The sequence below is a fragment of the Rhizobium ruizarguesonis genome, from assembly GCF_017357285.1.
In the GTDB taxonomy this organism is placed as follows: domain Bacteria; phylum Pseudomonadota; class Alphaproteobacteria; order Rhizobiales; family Rhizobiaceae; genus Rhizobium; species Rhizobium ruizarguesonis.
The window spans coordinates 4,477,360-4,495,473 of record NZ_CP071678.1; the positions used below are offsets into that span (position 1 = coordinate 4,477,360).

The window sequence follows — 18,114 nt, forward strand, 5'->3', positions numbered from 1 at the left end:
TGATCTCAGCCCTTCACGCCGCCCGAGAATGTCTGGACGAGGAAGCGCCGCGCAAAACCGAAGGCGACGACGGCAGGCAGCAGATAGATGAATGCCAATGCGGTCAGCAGGCCGTAATCGATCTCGTTGATGCGCAGGAAGGCGCGGAAGAGACCGAGCGGCAGCGTCTGCAGCTCCGGCGACGACAGGAGGATCAGCGGCAGCAGGAAATCGCCCCAGGCCGACATGAAAGCGAAAAGCCCGGCCGCAGCCAGCCCCGGCAGCGCCAGCGGGATCAACACCCGGCGGATGCGCTGGATGAGTGTTGCCCCATCCATCAGCGCCGCCTCCTCGTAGTCCCTCGGCAGCCCATCGAAGAAGGTCTTCATGATCCAGAGCGCCAGCGGCAATTGCATTGTCGCCAGCACCAGGATCAGCCCGAGATACCCGTCGATGAAGCCGGTCCAGCGCATGATGTCACGCGTATAGCTGCCGAAGATCGGCCGCAGCACCGCCGCTTCCGCATTGTTCAGCGTCAGCAGGAATTTGTAGAGCGGCACGACGAGCGCCGTCGGCGGCAGCACGCGGATGAGCAGGATCGCGTAGAGGAAGGGCAGCTTCCACCAGGCCCGGGTGCGCGACAGCGCATAACCGCCGAGCCCCGAAAGCACCATGACGAGCAGCGTCGCGCTAGCGACCACGAAGAGCGAATTGAACAGCCACTTCGCCCCGTCCTCCTTGGTGAAAACTCTGACATAATTGGCGAAGGTCCACTGCTCCGGCCAATGCAGGAAGAGCTGCGCATTGCCGTCGAGCGAGGCAAGCAGCACCCAGAAGAAAGGCACCGCGCAGAAGATCGAGATCAGCGACAACGTCGCATAGGCGATGAGGTCGGAGCGACCCTTGTTTGCAGTTTCACTTGGGGAAACGACGGCCATGTCAGACCTCCACCTTCATGGCCCGGACATAGGCGATGCCTAATATCAGCGAGATGACGAGCGCGACGACAGCGACCGCGGCACCATAGCCCAGCTGGAACGCCGTGAAGGACTGGTTGTAGATATAGATGCTGACCACCTCGGTCGCCCCGCCCGGCCCGCCGCGCGTCAGCGCATAAACGAGGCCGAAGACGGCGATGGTGGAGACGGCCGAGATCAGCATATAGAGCAGGATCGTCGGCATCATCAGTGGCAGGGTGATGCGGCGGAACATCTGCGACGGGGTGGCGCCGTCCATGCGCGCCGCCTCATAGATCTCCGCCGGAATGGTACTGAGGCCGGCCGTCAAGAGGATCATCGCCGTGGCGATGCCACGCCAGGTGTTGACGACAATGATCATCGACAGCGGGAAGACCTGCAGCCAGTCGGCCGGCGTGATGCCGAAAAAACTGACGATGCGGCTGAGCGTGGCATTGTCGCCGCCCGCCAGCATCGAGATCCACATGAAACCGGCGACGACCTCAGGGGCTGCGTTCGGCAACAGGATGATCGACGAGAACACCCGCCGAAAGCGGATCGGCCGGCGCAGTGCAATTGCCGAGATCAGGCCGAGCACGAACTGGCCGATCACCGCCGAACCGATGACGAAGACGAAGGTGACGAACAGCGAATTCCAGAACTTCGCGTCGTTGAAGAGCCTTACATAGTTCCTGAAACCGACGAAACGGGGCCGAAGGGCCGCAGCCCCGGTCAGCGCCTCGTTGGTGAAGCTCAGATAGATCGAATAGAGGGCCGGATAAATGACGAAGGCCAGAAGCAGCACCAGCGAGGGCAACAGGATCAGCAGCCATTGCCGCTCGGCGCGCTTTTCATGAGAGTTTCGGGCCATGGAAGCTCACAAACCTTATCGATGGAACCGGCTTATCGAATGAAAGCGGGAAGACGCGGGTGTTGGCGCCGCGTCCCCGTCTTGGTGAAAGAGAGGGTGCCGGAGCTTACTTGACCATGTCGTCGCCGAGCGTTTCCTTGACGTAGTCGACAAGGATCTTCTGGGCGCCGGCGGCATCGGTTTCTTTGCGGAGCAGCGCTTCGGTGGCCCGCGCGACACCTTCCGAGACCGTACCGAAACCGGAAGCCTGCTTCAGGAACACGCCGTTCCCGGCCGCCGCATGGATCGGAACCAGTTCCGTCAGCTTCTGGAACTCGGCATTGTCAGCCGCACCCTTGCTGGCCGGGATATTGCCGATACGGGTGGCGTAGGAAACCTGCGTCTCGATCGAGCCGATCTCCATCAGCGCCTTGATCGCCAGTTCCGTATTGGCCGACTTGGAATTGACGGCCCACGGCGCAGCGAGGTTGGCAAGCACGTACTGGCCGCTGCTTTGGCCGGGAACAGTCCAGGTGCCGACCACCTTCGTCACGTCAGGGATGGGGTTCTTGCTTTCGCGACCCCAGTCGAAAATATAGCACCAGGAGCCGCAGGTGGTCGCGGCGAGCTTGCCGGCCGGGAACATCTGGTACTTCGGCACGACCCAGGGCTCGGGTCCGAGCAGCGGCTGCGTCGGCATCAGATCCTTGTCGATCAGTTCCTTGTAGACGTTGAAGACATCCTTGATGCCTTCGCCATTCAGATCGAGCTTGCCGTCGGCATCGACCAGCTGCGGCGTCTTGGAACCGACGAGCAGATGTTGGAAGCCTTCGTCGAAGGCGCCGCTTCCCCAGGAGACGCCGGCCGGAAAGAGCAGGCCGTAGGCGCCGGTCTTCTGCTTGACTTCGGCCGCACGGTCGAGAAGCTCCTGCCAGGTCTTCGGCTGCTCGGTCGAGATGCCGGCCTTTTCGAGAACGTCCTTGCGGTAATAGATTTCCTGGATGCCGAGCATGAACGGCATCACATAGGTTTCACCATCCGGGCTGACGGCAAGCTCCTTGGCGACGTCATAGAGGTTGGCGTAGCCATCCCAAGCCTTGAACTCCTTGGTAACAGGCGCGAGGTAGCCGGCTTCCACCATGTCGGCGACGGCAGCCGTGGTCGGGATGGAGAACAGGTCGGGCGCGTTGCCGGCGCCGAGCTCCGTCAGGAGTTTGGTCAGGTAGTCCTTGTCGGGCGCCGGATATTCGATGACCTCGACAGTGACACCATATTTCTTTTCGATCCGCTCGACCGTCGACTTCATCGCGTCGATGCCGGCCTGACCGTGATTTGCAATGCGGATTGTTTCAGCCTGCGCCAGCGCCGAAACCGCGCTCAGCAGAACGGCGCACAGGCCGCCAAGAACCATCTTCTTCAACGGAAATCCTCCCTTTTTTAGAGACACGGCGCCCTCCAGCCCCGGTTGCGAAAATGTACACGCATTCCAAACACTGACAAGATGGTTTTTGAAAAGATTCGAATGCGAGTTTTAATATATTGATATTACTTATATATTTAGATATTGCCATCACTATACCGTTTGTGTAATCGTGTGCACAATGCATTCAGGGAGGAATTTTCATGACTAGGAAATTACGCCTCGGCGTCATCGGCGCCGGCTTGAAGGCGGCGGAATATGCCGAGAGCTGGGTCAAGATGCCGGAGATCGAATTTGCTGCACTCACCGACACCACGGCGGCTTCGCGCCAGCGCCTGATCGACGTCTGCCTCGCCGCCGGCGCACCAGAACCGAAGAGCTTCGAGGATTATCGCCAGATGCTCGCCGAGTGCCGGGGCGAACTCGACATCGTCTACGTCTCCACCCCGCATGCCTTCCATGCCGAGCAGGCAACCGCCGTCGCCGATGCCGGCCTCGATCTCTTCCTGGAGAAGCCGATGGTGACGACGGTCACTGAAGCCGAGGGGCTGATCGCCGCGCAGAAAAAGAGCGGCGTCACCATCGTCACCGCCTTCCAGGGCGGCCTGTCGCCGCTGGTGCTCGACACGCGCCTGCGGGCCCTCGCCGGCGAATTCGGCGAGCTGATCGCCATATCGGGCATGATCTGGGAAAGCTGGTCGTCCAATTATGACGGCCACTGGAAGCAGCAGCCTGATATCTCCGGCGGCGGCTTCATGTTCGATACCGGCGCCCACATGATGAACACCGTCTGCCTGCTCGCCAATTCGGATTTCGACAGTGTGTCGGCCTATATGAACAACCACGGCAGACAGGTCGATATCGCCACCGCCGTCTCCGCCCGGCTGAAAAACGGCGCGCTGGCGACATTGACGGCCGCCGGTGAAGGCCCTCCGGGCTGCGCCTCCTACATCACCTTCTTCTATTCGAAGGCGATCGTGCGCATCGACGCCTGGGGCGGCTGGCGCGAGATCAGTGTCGGGCGCACCGCCGAGCCGCGCGAGGAAGCCGAGATTCTCGGTAATCCGATGAAGAATTTCCTCGCCATTCGCGAGGGAAAGATGGAAAACTCCGGCTCCGTTGAAATGGGCCTCAGATTCGCTAGGCTATGGGATGCAATCAAGGAATCGGCAGCGGCCGGCGGCGCTTCCGTCAGGATCGTCGCCTAACAGGCGCTGAAGATGAGCGGTATGAGTAGACGGCGGATCACCTCGAAGGAACTGGCGAAACTCGCCGGCGTCTCCTCCGCCACCATTTCCCGCGCCTTCTCGCCGGATTCACGCATCGGCAGTGCGACCCGCGACCGCATCCTCGCCGTCGCCCGTGAACATGGCTACCAGCCGAACGCGATCGCCCGCTCGCTGAACAATCAGCGCTCGCGCCTCGTCGCCCTGGTCGTCAATGCAATCGGCAACCCTTGCGAGGCTGAGGAACAACAGCTTCTCGTCCACCGCCTGCAGGCAAGACAATTGCTGCCGATCATCCTCTGCTGCGCAGATCATTCCGACCGGCTGCAACTGATGCGCCTTGCCTCCACCTATCAGGTCGATCACGTCGTCGTCTTCTCCGACATGGTGTCGATGCAGGATGCCGTCGATATCTTCCACACGACGAAGCCGATCATCGTCTCCTTCGAGCCGCTCGACAACGAAAACGTCTCCAGTATCCGCATCGACGGCTCTGAGGCCGCCGACGAGATCATCGACAAGATCGTTCGCGACGGCAAAAAGCGTTTCGCCTACCTCTCCGGCACCAATTCCAGCTGGATCGACAAGCTCAGGCGCAAATGGTTCGCCGATGCGCTGGCCAAGCGCGGCCTCGCCTTCGAGGCGCAGGCCTTCGGTGACTACTCCTATGAGTCCGGCTTCAAGGAGGCAGTGCTCTTGCTGCACCGGGACAAGGTCGACGCCATCATCTGCGGCAACGATGTCATGGCGATCGGTGCGCGCGATGCAGCCCGCCGGGTGCTCGGCAAGAACACGCCGGATGATATCGCCATCGTCGGCCAGGACGGCATCGCCATGGCTGCCTGGGATTGCAACGACCTGACCACGCTGAGCCTCGACCACGTCGCCTTCATCGATGCCGTCGTCGAATTGATCGAACGGCATGACGCCGAGATCGAAGGCCCGCACAGCATCACGCTCACCTGCACCGCCCGCTGGGGCTCGACCGCCTGAAGCATGTTGCCTGGAAGTGCACAGCGGTTGCGGGGTGACGACATGCATGAAAAAAGCTAAAGCGCGTCGCATGAATCGAATTCGCTGTGACGTATTTTAGCGGCTCGCTCATCCATTGCGTCCAGGAGGAATACCGATGACCAGATTTTCACGCGCCGAGAGGCGCCGCAATGTCCCTGATGTCGTAACCTGGAGAGCCTGAAATGCGTTCCGTCGTTTCCTTCAACGAAGGCTGGAGTTTCCATGAGGGCTTCGGCCAGCGTTTGCTCGAAGCTTTCGATGCCGCCAAGTCGGTCAGCCTGCCGCATACCGCCGTCGAACTGCCCTTCAGCTATTTCGACGAGACCAGCTATCAGCGCGCCTTCACCTATCAGAAGGTGCTGCGCTGGCTGCCGGAATTCGAGGGCCGCGAGGTTTCGCTCGTCTTCGACGCCGCCATGGCCGACAGCGTCGTCTATCTGAACGGCGAAGAAATCATTGCCCATAAGGACGGCTACACGCCCTTCGAGGCCCGCCTCACCGGCAAGCTCGTCAAGGGCGAGAACCTCGTCACCGTCAAGATCGACGGCAGCGAGAACCCTGACATTCCGCCTTTCGGCGGCCGCATCGATTATCTGACCTATGCCGGCATCTACCGCGACGTCTGGCTGAAGGTCACCGACCCGGTCTCGATCCGCAATCTCAAGATCGAAACCACAGACGTTCTTCGCCCGGAGAAATCGGCAACCATCCGCGTCGACATCGCCAATCCCGAGGGCCGCAGCTTCTCGGCGACCGTCACCGCCACGCTGAAACAGGCTGACGGCACGGTGGTCGCCACTGCCGCGACCGAAACGATCGGCAGCCGAACCACGCTCTCCTTTGGCGGCCTCACCGGCATTGCCCTCTGGGACATCACCGATCCCACGCTCTATGACGTCACCGTCGAGCTCAGGACCGAACACGGCTCCGACCGTATTTCCACCCGGTTCGGCTTCCGCACCGCCGAATTCACGCCGGAAGGTTTCCTTCTCAACGGCAAGCCAGTGAAGCTGCGCGGCCTCAACCGCCACCAGGCCTTCCCCTATGTCGGTTATGCCGCCAGCCGTTCCGCCCAGGAGCGCGACGCCGACATCATGAAGACGGTGCTGAAGTGCAATATCGTCCGCACCTCGCATTATCCGCAGTCGAAATGGTTCCTCGACCGATGCGACACGATCGGCCTGCTGGTCTTCGAAGAGATCCCGGGCTGGCAGCATATCGGCGATGCCGACTGGCAGCGGGAATCGATCGAAAACGTCCGCCGCATGATCGAGCGCGACTGGAACCACCCCTCGATCATCATCTGGGGCGTGCGCATCAACGGCTCGCAGGATAATCACGATTTCTACGCCGAGACCAACCGGCTCGCCCGCGAACTCGACAGCACCCGCCAGACCGGCGGCGTGCGTTATCTCACCGAGAGCGAGCTGCTCGAAGACGTCTATACGATGAACGACTTCATCCTCGGCAACGAGGAATTGCCGGGCGCCAATCGCCCGCGCACCGCGCTGCGCGCCCAGCAGGAAAATACCGGACTGTCCCACAAGGTGCCGTACCTCATCACCGAGTTCAACGGCCACATGCACCCGACGAAGATCTATGACCAGGAGCAGCGTCAGGCCGAGCATGTGCGCCGTCACCTGGAAGTGCTGAATGCCGCCTATGGCGATCCTGATATCTCCGGCGCCATCGGCTGGTGCATGTTCGATTACAACACCCACAAGGATTTCGGCTCCGGCGACCGCATCTGCTATCACGGTGTGATGGACATGTTCCGCGAGCCGAAATTCGCGGCCTATGCCTATATCAGCCAGTGCGACCCTTCCGAGGAGATCGTCATGAAGCCGGTGACCTTCTGGGCGCGCGGCGAACGCAATATCGGCGGCGTGCTGCCGCTGATCATCCTGACCAACTGCGACGAGGTGGAGCTGCAATATGGCTCGCTCAGCAAGCGCATCGGTCCGGATCGCGAAAATTACCCGCATCTGCCGCATCCGCCCGTCGTGCTCGACCATCGGCACTTCACCGCCGATGAGCTCGGCACCTGGGGTCTCGAATGGATCGACGGCACTTTCACCGGCTATATCGGCGGCGAGCCGGTGGCCAGTCTGACGCTGGTGGCCGATCCATTGCCGACGACCCTGGAAGTGGTTGCCGATAGCTCGACGTTGAAAGCCCGTGAACGCGACAGCACACGCGTCATCATCCGCGCCCTCGACCAGCGCGGCCAGCGCCTGCCCTTCATGAACGACAGCATTTCGCTGAAGGTGCACGGCCCGGCAAGGATCGTCGGCCCGACCAATGTGCCGCTGCAGGGCGGCACCGCCGGCTTCTGGCTGGAGGCGACAGGGTTCACCGGCGAGATCACCGTCGAAGCGGTCTCCTCGCGTTTTCCCCCGGTGAAGGTGGGCGTGACGGCCGGCTAGCGCATAACCCAGAAAATCGAAATCGATTTTCGGAAAGGATTATGCGCCAACTCAAAGTGTTAGAGCGTCCTTAGCGCGTCTTGTTAGGCGCGCGGCGCTCTAATGGCCCTCACCCAATCCTGAGCTGGCTATTGGGATCGAAGAACACGGCCTTGTCGAGATTGAAGGCGAGGCGGGTGTTTTGTCCTGGAGCGATGCCGGTATCGGCGCGCAGGCGGGCGACGACGGATTTGCCGCCGAGCTTGGTGACGGCGAAGGTGTCGGAGCCGGCCGGTTCCACCACCTCGATCAGGCAGTCGCCCTCGGTCAGCGAGCGTGCCTTGCGGTCGGCGCCATCGGGATCGGTCAGCGCCTCCGGGCGGATGCCGAAGATCACCTGTCTGCCGGTATAGGCGGTCAGGCCGTCATTGCCTGAGATGACGGGGAGCTTCAGCGGGGCGGCATTCGGCCGCTCCAGCGAGACTTCGAGGCCGCCAGCGCCGTTTTCGACGGTGGCGTTGAGCAGGTTCATCGCCGGCGATCCCATGAAGTCGGCGACGAAGATGTTGGAGGGGCTGTTATAGATCTCGGCCGGCGTGCCGAACTGCTGCAGCACGCCGTCCTTCAGCACGGCGATCTTGGTCGCCAGCGTCATCGCCTCGATCTGGTCATGGGTGACATAGACGAAGGTGGTGCCCATGCGCTGATGCAGCCGCTTGATCTCGGTGCGCATGTCGACGCGCAGCTTGGCATCGAGATTGGAGAGCGGCTCGTCGAACAGGAAGACCTGCGGATTGCGCACCAGCGCCCTTCCCATGGCGACACGCTGGCGCTGGCCGCCGGAGAGCTGGCTCGGCTTGCGGTCGAGCAGATGGCCGATCTGCAGCATGTCGGAGACTTGGGCGATCGCCTTGGCACGCTCCTCCTTCGGCACGCCGCGGATCTCCATCCCGAAGGCGATGTTGCCCGCCACCGTCATGTTCGGATAGAGCGCGTAGGACTGGAACACCATGGCGATGTCGCGCTTGGAGGGATGCAGACCACTGATGTCGCGCCCGTCGATCTTGATATCGCCTGACGTGATCGTCTCCAGCCCGGCAATGGTGTTGAGCAGGGTGGACTTGCCGCAGCCGGACGGGCCGACCAGCACGAGAAAGCCGCCCTTTTCGAGTTCGAGGTCGATCCCCTTGAGAATGTCGACGGCGCCGAAGCGCTTTTTGAGACCGGAGATTTCGAGGAAGGCCATGGATTACCCTTTGACAGCGCCCGCCATCAGACCGCGCACGAAGTAGCGGCCGGCGAGGATATAGACGATGAGCGTCGGCACGGCGGCGATCATCGCAGCCGCCATGTTGACATTGTATTCGACCACCCCGGTCGAGGTGTTGACGACGTTGTTCAGCGCCACCGTCATCGGCATGGATTCACCGGTGCCGGCGTAAGCCGAGGCAAACAGGAAGTCGTTCCAGATATTGGTGAACTGGTAGATGACGGTGACGACGATGATCGGCAGCGAGTTCGGCAGCATGATGCGGCGGAAGATCTGGAAGAAGCTGGCGCCATCGACCTGGGCGGCCCGGACCAGTTCGGTCGGAAAGGCCTCGTAGAAATTGCGGAAGAACAGCGTCGTAAAGCCGAGGCCATAGACGACATGCACGAAGACCAGATTGACCGTCGGATTGCCGAAGCCGAAGTTCCAGCCCGTGGCATTCTGCAGCGTCATGCCGAAGCGGCCGAGCGAGCCGAGGATCGTTGCCATCGGCAACAGCACCGACTGGAACGGGATGAAGCAGGCAAACAGCATCAGCCCGAACACCAGCGTGTGGCCGGGAAAGCGCCATTTGGTCAGCACATAGCCATTCAGCGCCCCCATGATGGTGGAGATCGCCACAGCCGGCACGACCATCTTGATCGAGTTCCAGAAGTAACCCTTGATGCCGGCGCAGGTCAGCCCGACGCAGGTCTCGCCCCAGGCCTTGATCCAGGGATCGAAGGTCGGCGCTTGCGGCAGCGCCAGCATGTTGCCGTTCTGGATCTCGTCCATCGTCTTGAACGAGGTCGTGAGCATGACGAAGAGCGGCATCAGATAGAGGACGGCAAAGATCAGCAGCAGGCCGTAGATGATGACACGGCCGATCCAGCGGGTGTTGGTGCTGTTCTGCGCCCTGCCGGCTGTCGGTGAGATGATCGTGCTCATCGCGCCTTCTCCTTCAGTTCGGAATAGAGATAGGGAACGATGATTGCCGAGATCGTCATCAGCATGATGATGGCGCTGGCCGAGCCGACGGCCATTTCGTTGCGCTTGAAGGTGTATTCATACATGAAGTTGGACGGCAGCCAGGCCGAGCCGCCGGGGCCGCCCGAGGTCAGCGCCACCACCAGGTCATAGGACTTGATCGCCATATGGGCGAGCACGATGAAGGCGGACAGAAAGATCGGCCGCAGCAGCGGGATGACGATGCGCCGATAGAGCTGGAATGGCGAGGCGCCGTCGATCTGGGCCGCCTTCATGATCTCGCCGTCGATGCCGCGCAGTCCCGCCAGGAACATTGCCATGACGAAGCCTGACGCCTGCCAGACGCCGGCGATGACGACGGTGTAGATGACGAAGTCCTTGTTCTTGATCCAGTCGAAGTGGAAGCTCGTCCAGCCGAAGTGGTGCAGCGTCTGTTCCAGCCCGAGGCCGGGATCGAGGAACCATTTCCAGGCGACACCTGTCACGATGAAGGACAGCGCCATCGGATAGAGGAAGATCGGCCTCAGCAGCCCCTCGCCGCGGATCTTCTGGTCGAGCAGGATGGCGAGGAAGAGACCGAGTGCCAGGCAGATGCCGATATAGAGGAAGCCGAAGATCGCCATATTGGTGATCGAGGTGTACCAGGAAGACGGCGGATCGCTCTCGAAGGTCCAGCGCCACAGCCGCTGATAGGCGCGTGCTCCGGTCAGCGCATAGGAGGGAAAGGTCTTGGAATTGGTAAACGACAGATAGGCCGTCCAGACGATGAAGCCGTAGACGAAGATGATGGTGATGACGAAGCTCGGCGCCAGCACGATCTTCGGCAGGGCATCCTGCAGCCAGGCCCGGGGCGAAACTCTCGCCGTCGGCTTGGATGTCGCAACGCTATCGGTGGTCGCAGCTGTGCTCATGGAATTGATCTCCTCTCCGCATGACATCGCGGAGTCTGAAACTTCCCCGCGATGATGCGGGGAAGCTTATTAGGTCGACAGTGGATATCAGCGGGCGTCGTCGATCGCCTGGACGAGCTGCTTGACGGCTTCGTCGGAGGTCTTGATCTGGCCGTGGACGAACTTCGAGACGACATCCTTGTAGGCGTTGGCGATCGCCGGAGGAGCGCCGTAGCCTTGCGCCAGCGAGCCGAACAGCGTGCCGCCTTCATTGGCTGCCTTCAGGTCGGCGATGCCCTTCTTGCCGCAGGCGTCGAAGTCGGTATCGGGAACGTCGGTACGAGCCGGCACCGAACCCTTGACGACGTTGAAGGCCGACTGGAAGCTCTTCGACAGCGTTGCCGTCGCCAGCGCCACCTGGGCCGCCTTGCGGTCGTCTGGAACGTTGAACATGCCGAACATGTCGGAGTTGTAGACGACGCTGCCGTCGGTGCCCGGGAAGCGGTAGCACAGGAAGTCTGTGTCCGGCGTCTTCTTGGCGGCGACGAATTCGCCCTTGGCCCAGTCGCCCATCACCTGCACCAGCGCGTCACCCTTGATGACCATGGCGGTTGCCAGGTTCCAGTCGCGGCCCGAGAAGTTCGGGTCGACATATTTGATGATCGTGGCGAGGTTATCGAACGACTTCTTCATCGTGTCGGACTTCAGCGATTCCTCGTCGAGGTCGTTGAAGGCCTTCTTGTAGAACTCAGGCCCTCCGGTCGACAGCACGATGGAATCAAACATCGTCGCCTCCTGCCAATTCTGGCCGCCAAGCGCCAGCGGGATGACGCCGGCGGCCTTGGCCTTGTCGAGCAGTGCGATCAGCTCGTCGAAGGTCTTCGGCTGGGTGCCGCCGATCTTGTCCATCACAGCCTTGTTGATCCACAGCCAGTTGACCGAGTGGACGTTGACGGGAGCTGCAACCCACTTGCCGTCATAGACCGAGAACTTCTGCAGGGCTGCCGGAACCGACTTGTCCCAACCTTCCTTCTTCGCCGTCTCGGTCAGATCGCCCATGACGCCGGCCTGGGCATAATCGAGCACGGTATAACCGAGCATCTGCGAGGCTGTCGGATAGGTGCCGGCCGCAACCATCGCCTTCAGCGCCGTCATCGCCGCATCGCCGCCACCGCCGGCAACCGGAACGTCCTTCCAGGCAAAACCTTCCTTCGAAAGATCCTGCTTCAAGACGTTCAGCGCAGCCGCCTCACCGCCTGACGTCCACCAGTGCAGCATTTGTACTTCCTTGACGTCGGCGGCGTGGGCAGCACTGAGGCCAGCCATCATCACGACAGCAACAGCTGCCGAGCTCAAAAACTTGTTCATGAATTTCCTCCCATTTGCAAATCGGCGGCGGGACCTCCCTGCCGCCCGATGCTTCCCGCCATTGCAGCAGTCAGCATACCGCCGCGCTCCTCCGCACGGTTGCTAATTTAAAACGTTATAAATCTTTGGTCGTCAAGCCCTTTCTCGACACCCGAGAAAAATATGGCTATTTCACTAAGCTACTGAATATAACTCATATTTAATCCATGACTAACAAAACGCTAAAATTTAAAACGTTTCCATTCATCGATTGCGCGCCCGATTCATCGTGTTATGGTATCGGCAATTCCAGCATGGAAAGCCAAGGGTGACCGAACCGTCCCGGCCGCAACGCGGCGAAAATCTCGATATCACGCATAAGCGCGGCAAGCCTACCTTGCGAACGATCGCCACGATCGCCGGCCTTGCGGTGACGACGGTGTCACGGGCGCTTTCCGATGCGCCGCAGATTTCGCTCGAGACCCGCCAACGGGTGCATCGCATCGCCCGCGAAATCGGCTATCTCCCTGACCGGGCCGCGCAGCGCCTGAAGACCGGCCGCACCAACGTCATCGCCATCCTGCTCGATTCGCATGAGGAAGTGGTCGGTTTCAGCACCTCGATCATGTACGGCATCGCCAAGGCGCTGAAAGAGACCTCCTACCATCTTGTCGTCGCCCCGAACTTCCTGTCGACGACCGATATCGAGGCCGCCGAATACATCATCCGCAACCACCTCGCCGACGGGCTGATCTTCACGCGCACCGAACCGCTCGATGCCCGCGTCCGCCTGCTGCTCGAAACCGGCTTTCCCTTCATCTGTCATGGCCGCACCGAATTTTCGACGCCGCACCCCTATGTCGACTACGACAATTTCACCTTTGCCTATGAGGCGACGCGCCGGCTGATCGCTAAGGGCCGCAAAAAGGTAATGGTGATCCTGCCGCCAAAACGGCTGACCTTCTGCCAGCATATCCTGCACGGCTTCATGACGGCGGTGCGGGAGGCCGGCATCGCCTATGAAATCCCCGAGGCAGTCGATCTCGATACACCGGCAGACGTGCTGCGCGACTTCATCCGCAGCCGCGCTGATGCCCCGGATGCTCCTGATGGCTTTATCTGCCCCGGCGAAGTTTCGGCGCTCGCCGTCATCAGCGGCATGAGCGATGCCGGCCGCATACTGGCGGTCGATTACGATATCGTCGCCAAGGAGACGTCCCGCCTTCTCACCCAGCTGCAGCCGAAGGTCGACACGATCCACGAGGACCTGACGGCGGCCGGCGAGGATCTGGGACGCATGCTGCTGCAGCGTATCAACAATCCGGATGCCGAGGAGCTGCAGCTTCTGCTGCCGCCGCAGATCAACTTTCCGGTCGGTTAGGCCACTCGGCTATGGGAGGCGTTAGCACCCCGAAGCCATGAAAACCGCCGTGAAATCAACGTCATCTCATCCCTTAATGACGCTCACGCTTCAAAACTGTTTCCATGCCGCGTGATTTGTCCTAGAAGCACCGCGCAATCCGGTCGCAGCCCACCCGGTCAAAACAAGGGATCCAACATATGAAAACCATCGTCGTCTGCTCCGGCGGACTGGACTCCGTTTCGCTTGCCCATAAGGTAGCAACGGAAAAACAGCTTATCGGTCTCGTCTCCTTCGATTACGGCCAACGGCATCGCAAGGAACTCGACTTCGCCGCCAGATGTGCCTCACGGCTCTCCGTTCCCCATCATATCATCGACATCGCCAGCATCGGCGGCCATCTCAGCGGATCGGCCCTGACTGACAATGTCGAGGTTCCGGATGGCCACTACGCCGAGGAGACCATGAAAGCCACCGTCGTGCCCAACCGCAACGCCATCATGCTGGCAATCGCGTTCGGTTTGGCTGCGGCGCAAAAAGCAGATGCCGTCGCCGTCGCCGTGCATGGCGGCGACCACTTCATTTATCCGGACTGCCGTCCGGGCTTCATCGATGCTTTCCAGCGCATGCAGAACGAAGCGCTGGAAGGTTATGCCAGCGTGAAACTGCTTGCACCCTATGTCGACGTTTCCAAAGCGGCGATCGTGGTTGACGGCGAAAAACACGGCACGCCGTTCTCGGAGACCTGGTCCTGCTACAAAGGCGGCGAGCTCCACTGTGGGCGCTGCGGAACCTGTGTGGAACGCCGTGAAGCTTTCCATCTTGCCGGCGTCCCCGATCCCACGGAGTACGAAGACCGGGATTTCTGGAGATCGGCGATCTCGCGATACTCGGCCACGGAGGTGCGTTGATGTACCGCATCACCAAGGAGTTTCATCTCTCCGCCTCCCATCAATTGGATCACCTGCCTGCCGACCATCAATGTGCTCGGCTCCACGGTCACAACTACGTCGTCGTCGTCGAACTGGCTGCGGAAAACCTGAATGATGATGGCTTCGTCCGTGACTATCACGACCTCTCGCCGCTCAAGCGCTATATCGATGAAGCTCTCGATCATCGTCACCTGAACGACGTCTTCGGCCACTCGAAAGTCACGTCGGAGTTCCTGGCAAGGCACTTTTACGACTGGTGCAAGCCGCGCTTTCCGGAGACCTCATCTGTTCGCGTCAGCGAGACGCCTAAAACATGGGCGGAGTACAGGCCGTGAGCGTCGGAACCATTCGCGTCAGCGAGATCTTTGGCCCGACCATACAGGGTGAAGGTGCCTTGATCGGGCTGCCGACGGTGTTCGTGAGGACAGGCGGCTGTGACTATCGATGTTCCTGGTGCGACAGTCTTCACGCGGTCGACAGCGCGTTCCGGGATCAATGGATTCCCATGTCCACTGAGGCGGTCTGGCATAAGGTCACGGAACTCTCTGGGGGAAAGCCACTGACGGTTTCCCTTTCCGGAGGCAATCCGGCGATACAGCCCTTAAGGCCGCTTATCGAGCTTGGCCATTCGCAAGGATACCGCTTTGCCCTGGAAACACAGGGAAGCGTAGCCCAGGCCTGGTTTCGCGATCTCGACACCCTGGTCATCAGCCCCAAACCGCCATCAAGCGGAATGCTGACGGATTGGGATCAGGTGGATCACTGTCTTCAACTGGCCGCCGGCGGACCGGAGGTCGCATTGAAGATTGTTGTCTTCGACGATACCGACTACCAATTCGCCCAGCGCGCGGGTCAGCGCTATCCCCAAATTCCGTTGTTCCTTCAGCCCGGCAATCATACGCCGCCGCCGCTCGATGACGATAACGCACGCATTGATATCGACGGCGTGATGGATCGGATGCACTGGCTTGTCGAAAGAGTGACGGCCGACCAATGGTTTGAAGTCCGCGTACTACCGCAATTGCACGTGCTGCTCTGGGGAAACAAACGAGGCGTATGAGCCCGCCTGCGCTGAAAATTATGCAGCGACGTGCTCCGGAAAGGCGAAAACATCGACGGGCTCTCCAAGCCCGCGCAGCGGGAAGGTGCCGAGACTATCCATGTCCTTCGCGCAGCCCGCCATTTCGACAAAGGCCCGCGACAAGAGCACCGGACGCTTGACCTCCTTGGTCAGGGTTTCCAGTCGCGAGGCGACATTGACCGCCGGGCCGATGACGGTGAAATCCAACCGCCGGCGCGAGCCGATATTGCCGTACATGACGTCACCGACATGCACCCCGACGCCGTAGCGCAGCGGTTCGCGTCCGTTGCCCGCATATTGCTGGTTCAATTGCGCCATCAACGCCTGCCCTTCGCGGATCGCCTGCAGCAGATCGTGACAGGCCGTGTCCTTGCTCAGAGGGAAGATCGCCAGCAATCCGTCGCCCATGAACTTCAGGATCTCTCCGCCATACCGTTCGATCGGGTCGGACATGGCGTCGAAGTAATCGTTGAGCAGATGGATGACATCGTCACGCGGCCAGAGATCGGAGATCGCCGTAAAGTCGCGCAGGTCGCAGATCATGATTGCCGCCCCAACGGTCGCGCCGCTGCCGCGCGTCGTGACGCCCGACAGGATCTGTTCGCTCGCATGCGGTCCGACATAGGTCTGCAGCAGCGTGCGCGCCATGATGTTCTTCAGCCGGATTTCGCTGACGAGCGTCAGGGCCGGCAGCAGATCACGCAGGAAATCGACATGCTCGCTCGTAAAACCGCCCGGCCGGCTGGTCGAAAATGTCGCGACATGCCGTTTGCCGAAAGTATGCTCGAGGGGCCACGCGATATACTCTGTGAGGCCGTCATCGCGCAGTTCCTGATAGAATGAATCCTCGTCGCCTTCGGCTGTGCCTTCCAGCTGTCTACGCACCTCCTCCGATCCCTGATGGATCGCGTTGACGGGGCTCTTCAGGAACTCCGGCGTATTTTCGACACCATAGGCGAAAGTGTTGATCTTCGCCTCTGCCAGGCCTTCCTTCCAGAGGATGCGGGCGCCGATCCATTGCGGATGGTTCGTCCTGAAATGCAATGTCACCCGCGCCACCGGCACCCCTGCCGCCAGCAGCTTCTCGCACATTTCCACCAGGATATTGTCGATGAACCGCTCGCCGCGCGTCTCGTTCACCAGCCAGTCGAGAATCCGTCTTCTGCGGATCGGCCAGACGCCTTCGCCCGCTTCAACGGCAGCCCCGGCCTTGTTCAAAAAAGACGACATCAAAAACTCCCGCTACGCCACATCATCGGCGAGGATAGAATTTAGTTTCCGCTGAATGTGGGCGATGAGAGAGCAAATGATAAGAGGCAGACGGCGATCAAGCCTCAGAAATCCCAGTCCTCATCCTCGGTCGCCACCGCCTTGCCGATGACATAGGAGGAACCGGAGCCGGAGAAGAAGTCGTGGTTCTCGTCGGCATTCGGCGAAAGCGCCGACAGGATCGCCGGATTGACCTTGCAGGCCTCAGCCGGGAACAGCGCCTCATAGCCGAGGTTCATCAGCGCCTTGTTGGCATTGTAATGCAGGAATTTCTTGACGTCCTCGGTCAGTCCGACGCCGTCATAGAGCGCTTCGGTATATTTCGCCTCGTTGTCATAGAGTTCGAGCAGCAGCTCGAAGGCGAAATCCTTGATCTCCTGCTTCCGCTCGTCGCCGAGGCGTTCCAGCCCGCGCTGGAACTTGTAACCGATATAATAGCCGTGCACCGCTTCGTCGCGGATGATCAGCCGGATCATGTCGGCCGTGTTGGTCAGCTTGGCGCGGCTCGACCAGTACATCGGCAGGTAGAAGCCGGAATAGAACAGGAAGCTTTCGAGGAAAACGCTCGCAACCTTTTTCTTCAACGGATCACCGGAGCGATACTGCTCCATGATCAGCGTCGATTTCCGCTGCAGGAATTCGTTCTCCTCCGACCAGCGATAGGCGTCGTCGACATCGGGCGTCGAGCACAGCGTCGAGAAGATCGACGAATAGGAGCGCGCATGCACCGCCTCCATGAAGGAGACGTTGGAAAGCACCGCCTCCTCATGCGGCGTAGCCGCATCCTCCATCAGCCGGATGGAACCGACGCCGTTCTGGATCGTGTCGAGCAGCGTCAATCCGGTGAAGACGCGGACGGTCAGCTGCTGTTCGGCCGCCGTCAGCGTTGCCCAGGAGGGAATGTCGTTGGAAAGCGGCACCTTTTCCGGCAGCCAGAAGTTGCCGGTGAGCCGGTTCCAGACTTCGAGATCCTTATCGTCCTCGATGCGGTTCCAGTTGACGGCGCGCACGCGGGAAGCGGGTTTGATTTGCATGTTCATTAGGTGGTCCCTCTTGAGGAATATGTCTGGGCGCCCCTCATCCGCCTGCCGGCACCTCTCCCCGCCAGCGGGGCGAAGGGGATATGCCGCACCCTTTTCCGTCTTTTAT

Annotated in this window: 16 protein-coding genes; 7 read left to right on the plus strand and 9 right to left on the minus strand. The window is 60.6% G+C overall.

Annotation, left to right across the window (positions count from 1 at the left end; translation table 11 throughout):
* Positions 1 to 5: 5 nt before the first annotated feature.
* The 3 genes from J3P73_RS21950 to J3P73_RS21960 all read right to left on the minus strand — a co-directional run bounded on the left by J3P73_RS21950 (position 6) and on the right by J3P73_RS21960 (position 3,205).
* The gene (locus J3P73_RS21950; protein WP_064650850.1) at positions 6 to 917 is read right to left on the minus strand and encodes a carbohydrate ABC transporter permease; all 912 of its coding nucleotides are present in this window, start codon (positions 915 to 917) and stop codon (positions 6 to 8) included.
* Between the two features lies 1 nt (position 918).
* Complete coding sequence (locus J3P73_RS21955; protein WP_018072655.1) at positions 919 to 1,806, minus strand: carbohydrate ABC transporter permease; 888 nt, start codon at positions 1,804 to 1,806, stop codon at positions 919 to 921.
* Between the two features lie 106 nt (positions 1,807 to 1,912).
* Positions 1,913 to 3,205, minus strand: a complete 1,293-nt coding sequence (locus J3P73_RS21960) for an ABC transporter substrate-binding protein (RefSeq protein WP_207579701.1) — start codon at positions 3,203 to 3,205, stop codon at positions 1,913 to 1,915.
* Positions 3,206 to 3,408: 203 nt separating this feature from the next.
* On the opposite strand from J3P73_RS21960, the gene J3P73_RS21965 reads away from it, so the two are divergent.
* The 3 genes from J3P73_RS21965 to J3P73_RS21975 all read left to right on the plus strand — a co-directional run bounded on the left by J3P73_RS21965 (position 3,409) and on the right by J3P73_RS21975 (position 7,871).
* Entirely contained in the window at positions 3,409 to 4,413 is a 1,005-nt protein-coding gene (locus J3P73_RS21965; RefSeq protein WP_130692793.1) for a Gfo/Idh/MocA family protein, read from the plus strand.
* A gap of 12 nt (positions 4,414 to 4,425) precedes the next feature.
* Positions 4,426 to 5,424, plus strand: coding sequence for a LacI family DNA-binding transcriptional regulator (locus J3P73_RS21970; RefSeq protein WP_024323976.1), 999 nt, complete (start codon positions 4,426 to 4,428; stop codon positions 5,422 to 5,424).
* A 203-nt stretch (positions 5,425 to 5,627) separates the two neighbouring features.
* Entirely contained in the window at positions 5,628 to 7,871 is a 2,244-nt protein-coding gene (locus J3P73_RS21975) for a glycoside hydrolase family 2 protein (protein WP_207579702.1), read from the plus strand.
* Between the two features lie 109 nt (positions 7,872 to 7,980).
* Here J3P73_RS21975 and J3P73_RS21980 read toward each other — a convergent pair whose 3' ends face one another.
* The 4 genes from J3P73_RS21980 to J3P73_RS21995 form a co-directional block, all read right to left on the minus strand.
* Positions 7,981 to 9,096 (minus strand): ABC transporter ATP-binding protein, encoded by a 1,116-nt coding sequence (locus J3P73_RS21980; RefSeq protein ID WP_130706594.1) that lies wholly within the window; start codon positions 9,094 to 9,096, stop codon positions 7,981 to 7,983.
* A 3-nt stretch (positions 9,097 to 9,099) separates the two neighbouring features.
* The gene (locus tag J3P73_RS21985; protein ID WP_207579703.1) at positions 9,100 to 10,047 is read right to left on the minus strand and encodes a carbohydrate ABC transporter permease; all 948 of its coding nucleotides are present in this window, start codon (positions 10,045 to 10,047) and stop codon (positions 9,100 to 9,102) included.
* A complete protein-coding gene (locus J3P73_RS21990; RefSeq protein WP_130655225.1) occupies positions 10,044 to 10,997 on the minus strand; it encodes a carbohydrate ABC transporter permease in 954 nt (317 codons plus the stop codon). Before J3P73_RS21990 ends, J3P73_RS21985 begins: the two co-directional genes overlap by 4 nt.
* Before the next feature lie 87 nt (positions 10,998 to 11,084).
* A complete protein-coding gene (locus J3P73_RS21995) occupies positions 11,085 to 12,344 on the minus strand; it encodes an ABC transporter substrate-binding protein (protein ID WP_011653647.1) in 1,260 nt (419 codons plus the stop codon).
* A 307-nt stretch (positions 12,345 to 12,651) separates the two neighbouring features.
* On the opposite strand from J3P73_RS21995, the gene J3P73_RS22000 reads away from it, so the two are divergent.
* From J3P73_RS22000 to queE, 4 genes are all read left to right on the plus strand, one after another.
* Positions 12,652 to 13,704 (plus strand): LacI family DNA-binding transcriptional regulator, encoded by a 1,053-nt coding sequence (locus J3P73_RS22000; RefSeq protein WP_130675807.1) that lies wholly within the window; start codon positions 12,652 to 12,654, stop codon positions 13,702 to 13,704.
* Between the two features lie 179 nt (positions 13,705 to 13,883).
* A complete protein-coding gene (queC, locus tag J3P73_RS22005; protein ID WP_130675808.1) occupies positions 13,884 to 14,594 on the plus strand; it encodes a 7-cyano-7-deazaguanine synthase QueC in 711 nt (236 codons plus the stop codon).
* A complete protein-coding gene (gene queD, locus J3P73_RS22010) occupies positions 14,594 to 14,950 on the plus strand; it encodes a 6-carboxytetrahydropterin synthase QueD (RefSeq protein ID WP_130692799.1) in 357 nt (118 codons plus the stop codon). The genes queC and queD overlap by 1 nt, the downstream gene beginning before the upstream one ends.
* The gene (gene queE, locus J3P73_RS22015) at positions 14,947 to 15,675 is read left to right on the plus strand and encodes a 7-carboxy-7-deazaguanine synthase QueE (protein WP_130675810.1); all 729 of its coding nucleotides are present in this window, start codon (positions 14,947 to 14,949) and stop codon (positions 15,673 to 15,675) included. The genes queD and queE overlap by 4 nt, the downstream gene beginning before the upstream one ends.
* Before the next feature lie 18 nt (positions 15,676 to 15,693).
* On the opposite strand, the gene J3P73_RS22020 is transcribed toward queE, so the two are convergent.
* Together J3P73_RS22020 and nrdF are read right to left on the minus strand one after the other, a co-directional pair.
* Entirely contained in the window at positions 15,694 to 16,926 is a 1,233-nt protein-coding gene (locus J3P73_RS22020) for an adenylate/guanylate cyclase domain-containing protein (RefSeq protein WP_130675811.1), read from the minus strand.
* Positions 16,927 to 17,030: 104 nt separating this feature from the next.
* A complete protein-coding gene (nrdF, locus tag J3P73_RS22025; RefSeq protein WP_130692801.1) occupies positions 17,031 to 18,005 on the minus strand; it encodes a class 1b ribonucleoside-diphosphate reductase subunit beta in 975 nt (324 codons plus the stop codon).
* Between the last annotated feature and the right edge of the window lie 109 nt (positions 18,006 to 18,114).

Coding starts and splice junctions, on each gene's coding strand:
- nrdF (WP_130692801.1), bottom strand. CDS start 18,005: ATGAACATGCAAATCAAACCCGCTTCCCGCGTGCGCGCCGTCAACTGG.
- queC (WP_130675808.1), top strand. CDS start 13,884: ATGAAAACCATCGTCGTCTGCTCCGGCGGACTGGACTCCGTTTCGCTT.
- queD (WP_130692799.1), top strand. CDS start 14,594: ATGTACCGCATCACCAAGGAGTTTCATCTCTCCGCCTCCCATCAATTG.
- J3P73_RS21985 (WP_207579703.1), bottom strand. CDS start 10,047: ATGAGCACGATCATCTCACCGACAGCCGGCAGGGCGCAGAACAGCACC.
- J3P73_RS21975 (WP_207579702.1), top strand. CDS start 5,628: ATGCGTTCCGTCGTTTCCTTCAACGAAGGCTGGAGTTTCCATGAGGGC.
- J3P73_RS22020 (WP_130675811.1), bottom strand. CDS start 16,926: ATGTCGTCTTTTTTGAACAAGGCCGGGGCTGCCGTTGAAGCGGGCGAA.
- J3P73_RS21955 (WP_018072655.1), bottom strand. CDS start 1,806: ATGGCCCGAAACTCTCATGAAAAGCGCGCCGAGCGGCAATGGCTGCTG.
- J3P73_RS21950 (WP_064650850.1), bottom strand. CDS start 917: ATGGCCGTCGTTTCCCCAAGTGAAACTGCAAACAAGGGTCGCTCCGAC.
- J3P73_RS21990 (WP_130655225.1), bottom strand. CDS start 10,997: ATGAGCACAGCTGCGACCACCGATAGCGTTGCGACATCCAAGCCGACG.
- J3P73_RS21995 (WP_011653647.1), bottom strand. CDS start 12,344: ATGAACAAGTTTTTGAGCTCGGCAGCTGTTGCTGTCGTGATGATGGCT.
- J3P73_RS21970 (WP_024323976.1), top strand. CDS start 4,426: ATGAGCGGTATGAGTAGACGGCGGATCACCTCGAAGGAACTGGCGAAA.
- J3P73_RS21965 (WP_130692793.1), top strand. CDS start 3,409: ATGACTAGGAAATTACGCCTCGGCGTCATCGGCGCCGGCTTGAAGGCG.
- J3P73_RS21980 (WP_130706594.1), bottom strand. CDS start 9,096: ATGGCCTTCCTCGAAATCTCCGGTCTCAAAAAGCGCTTCGGCGCCGTC.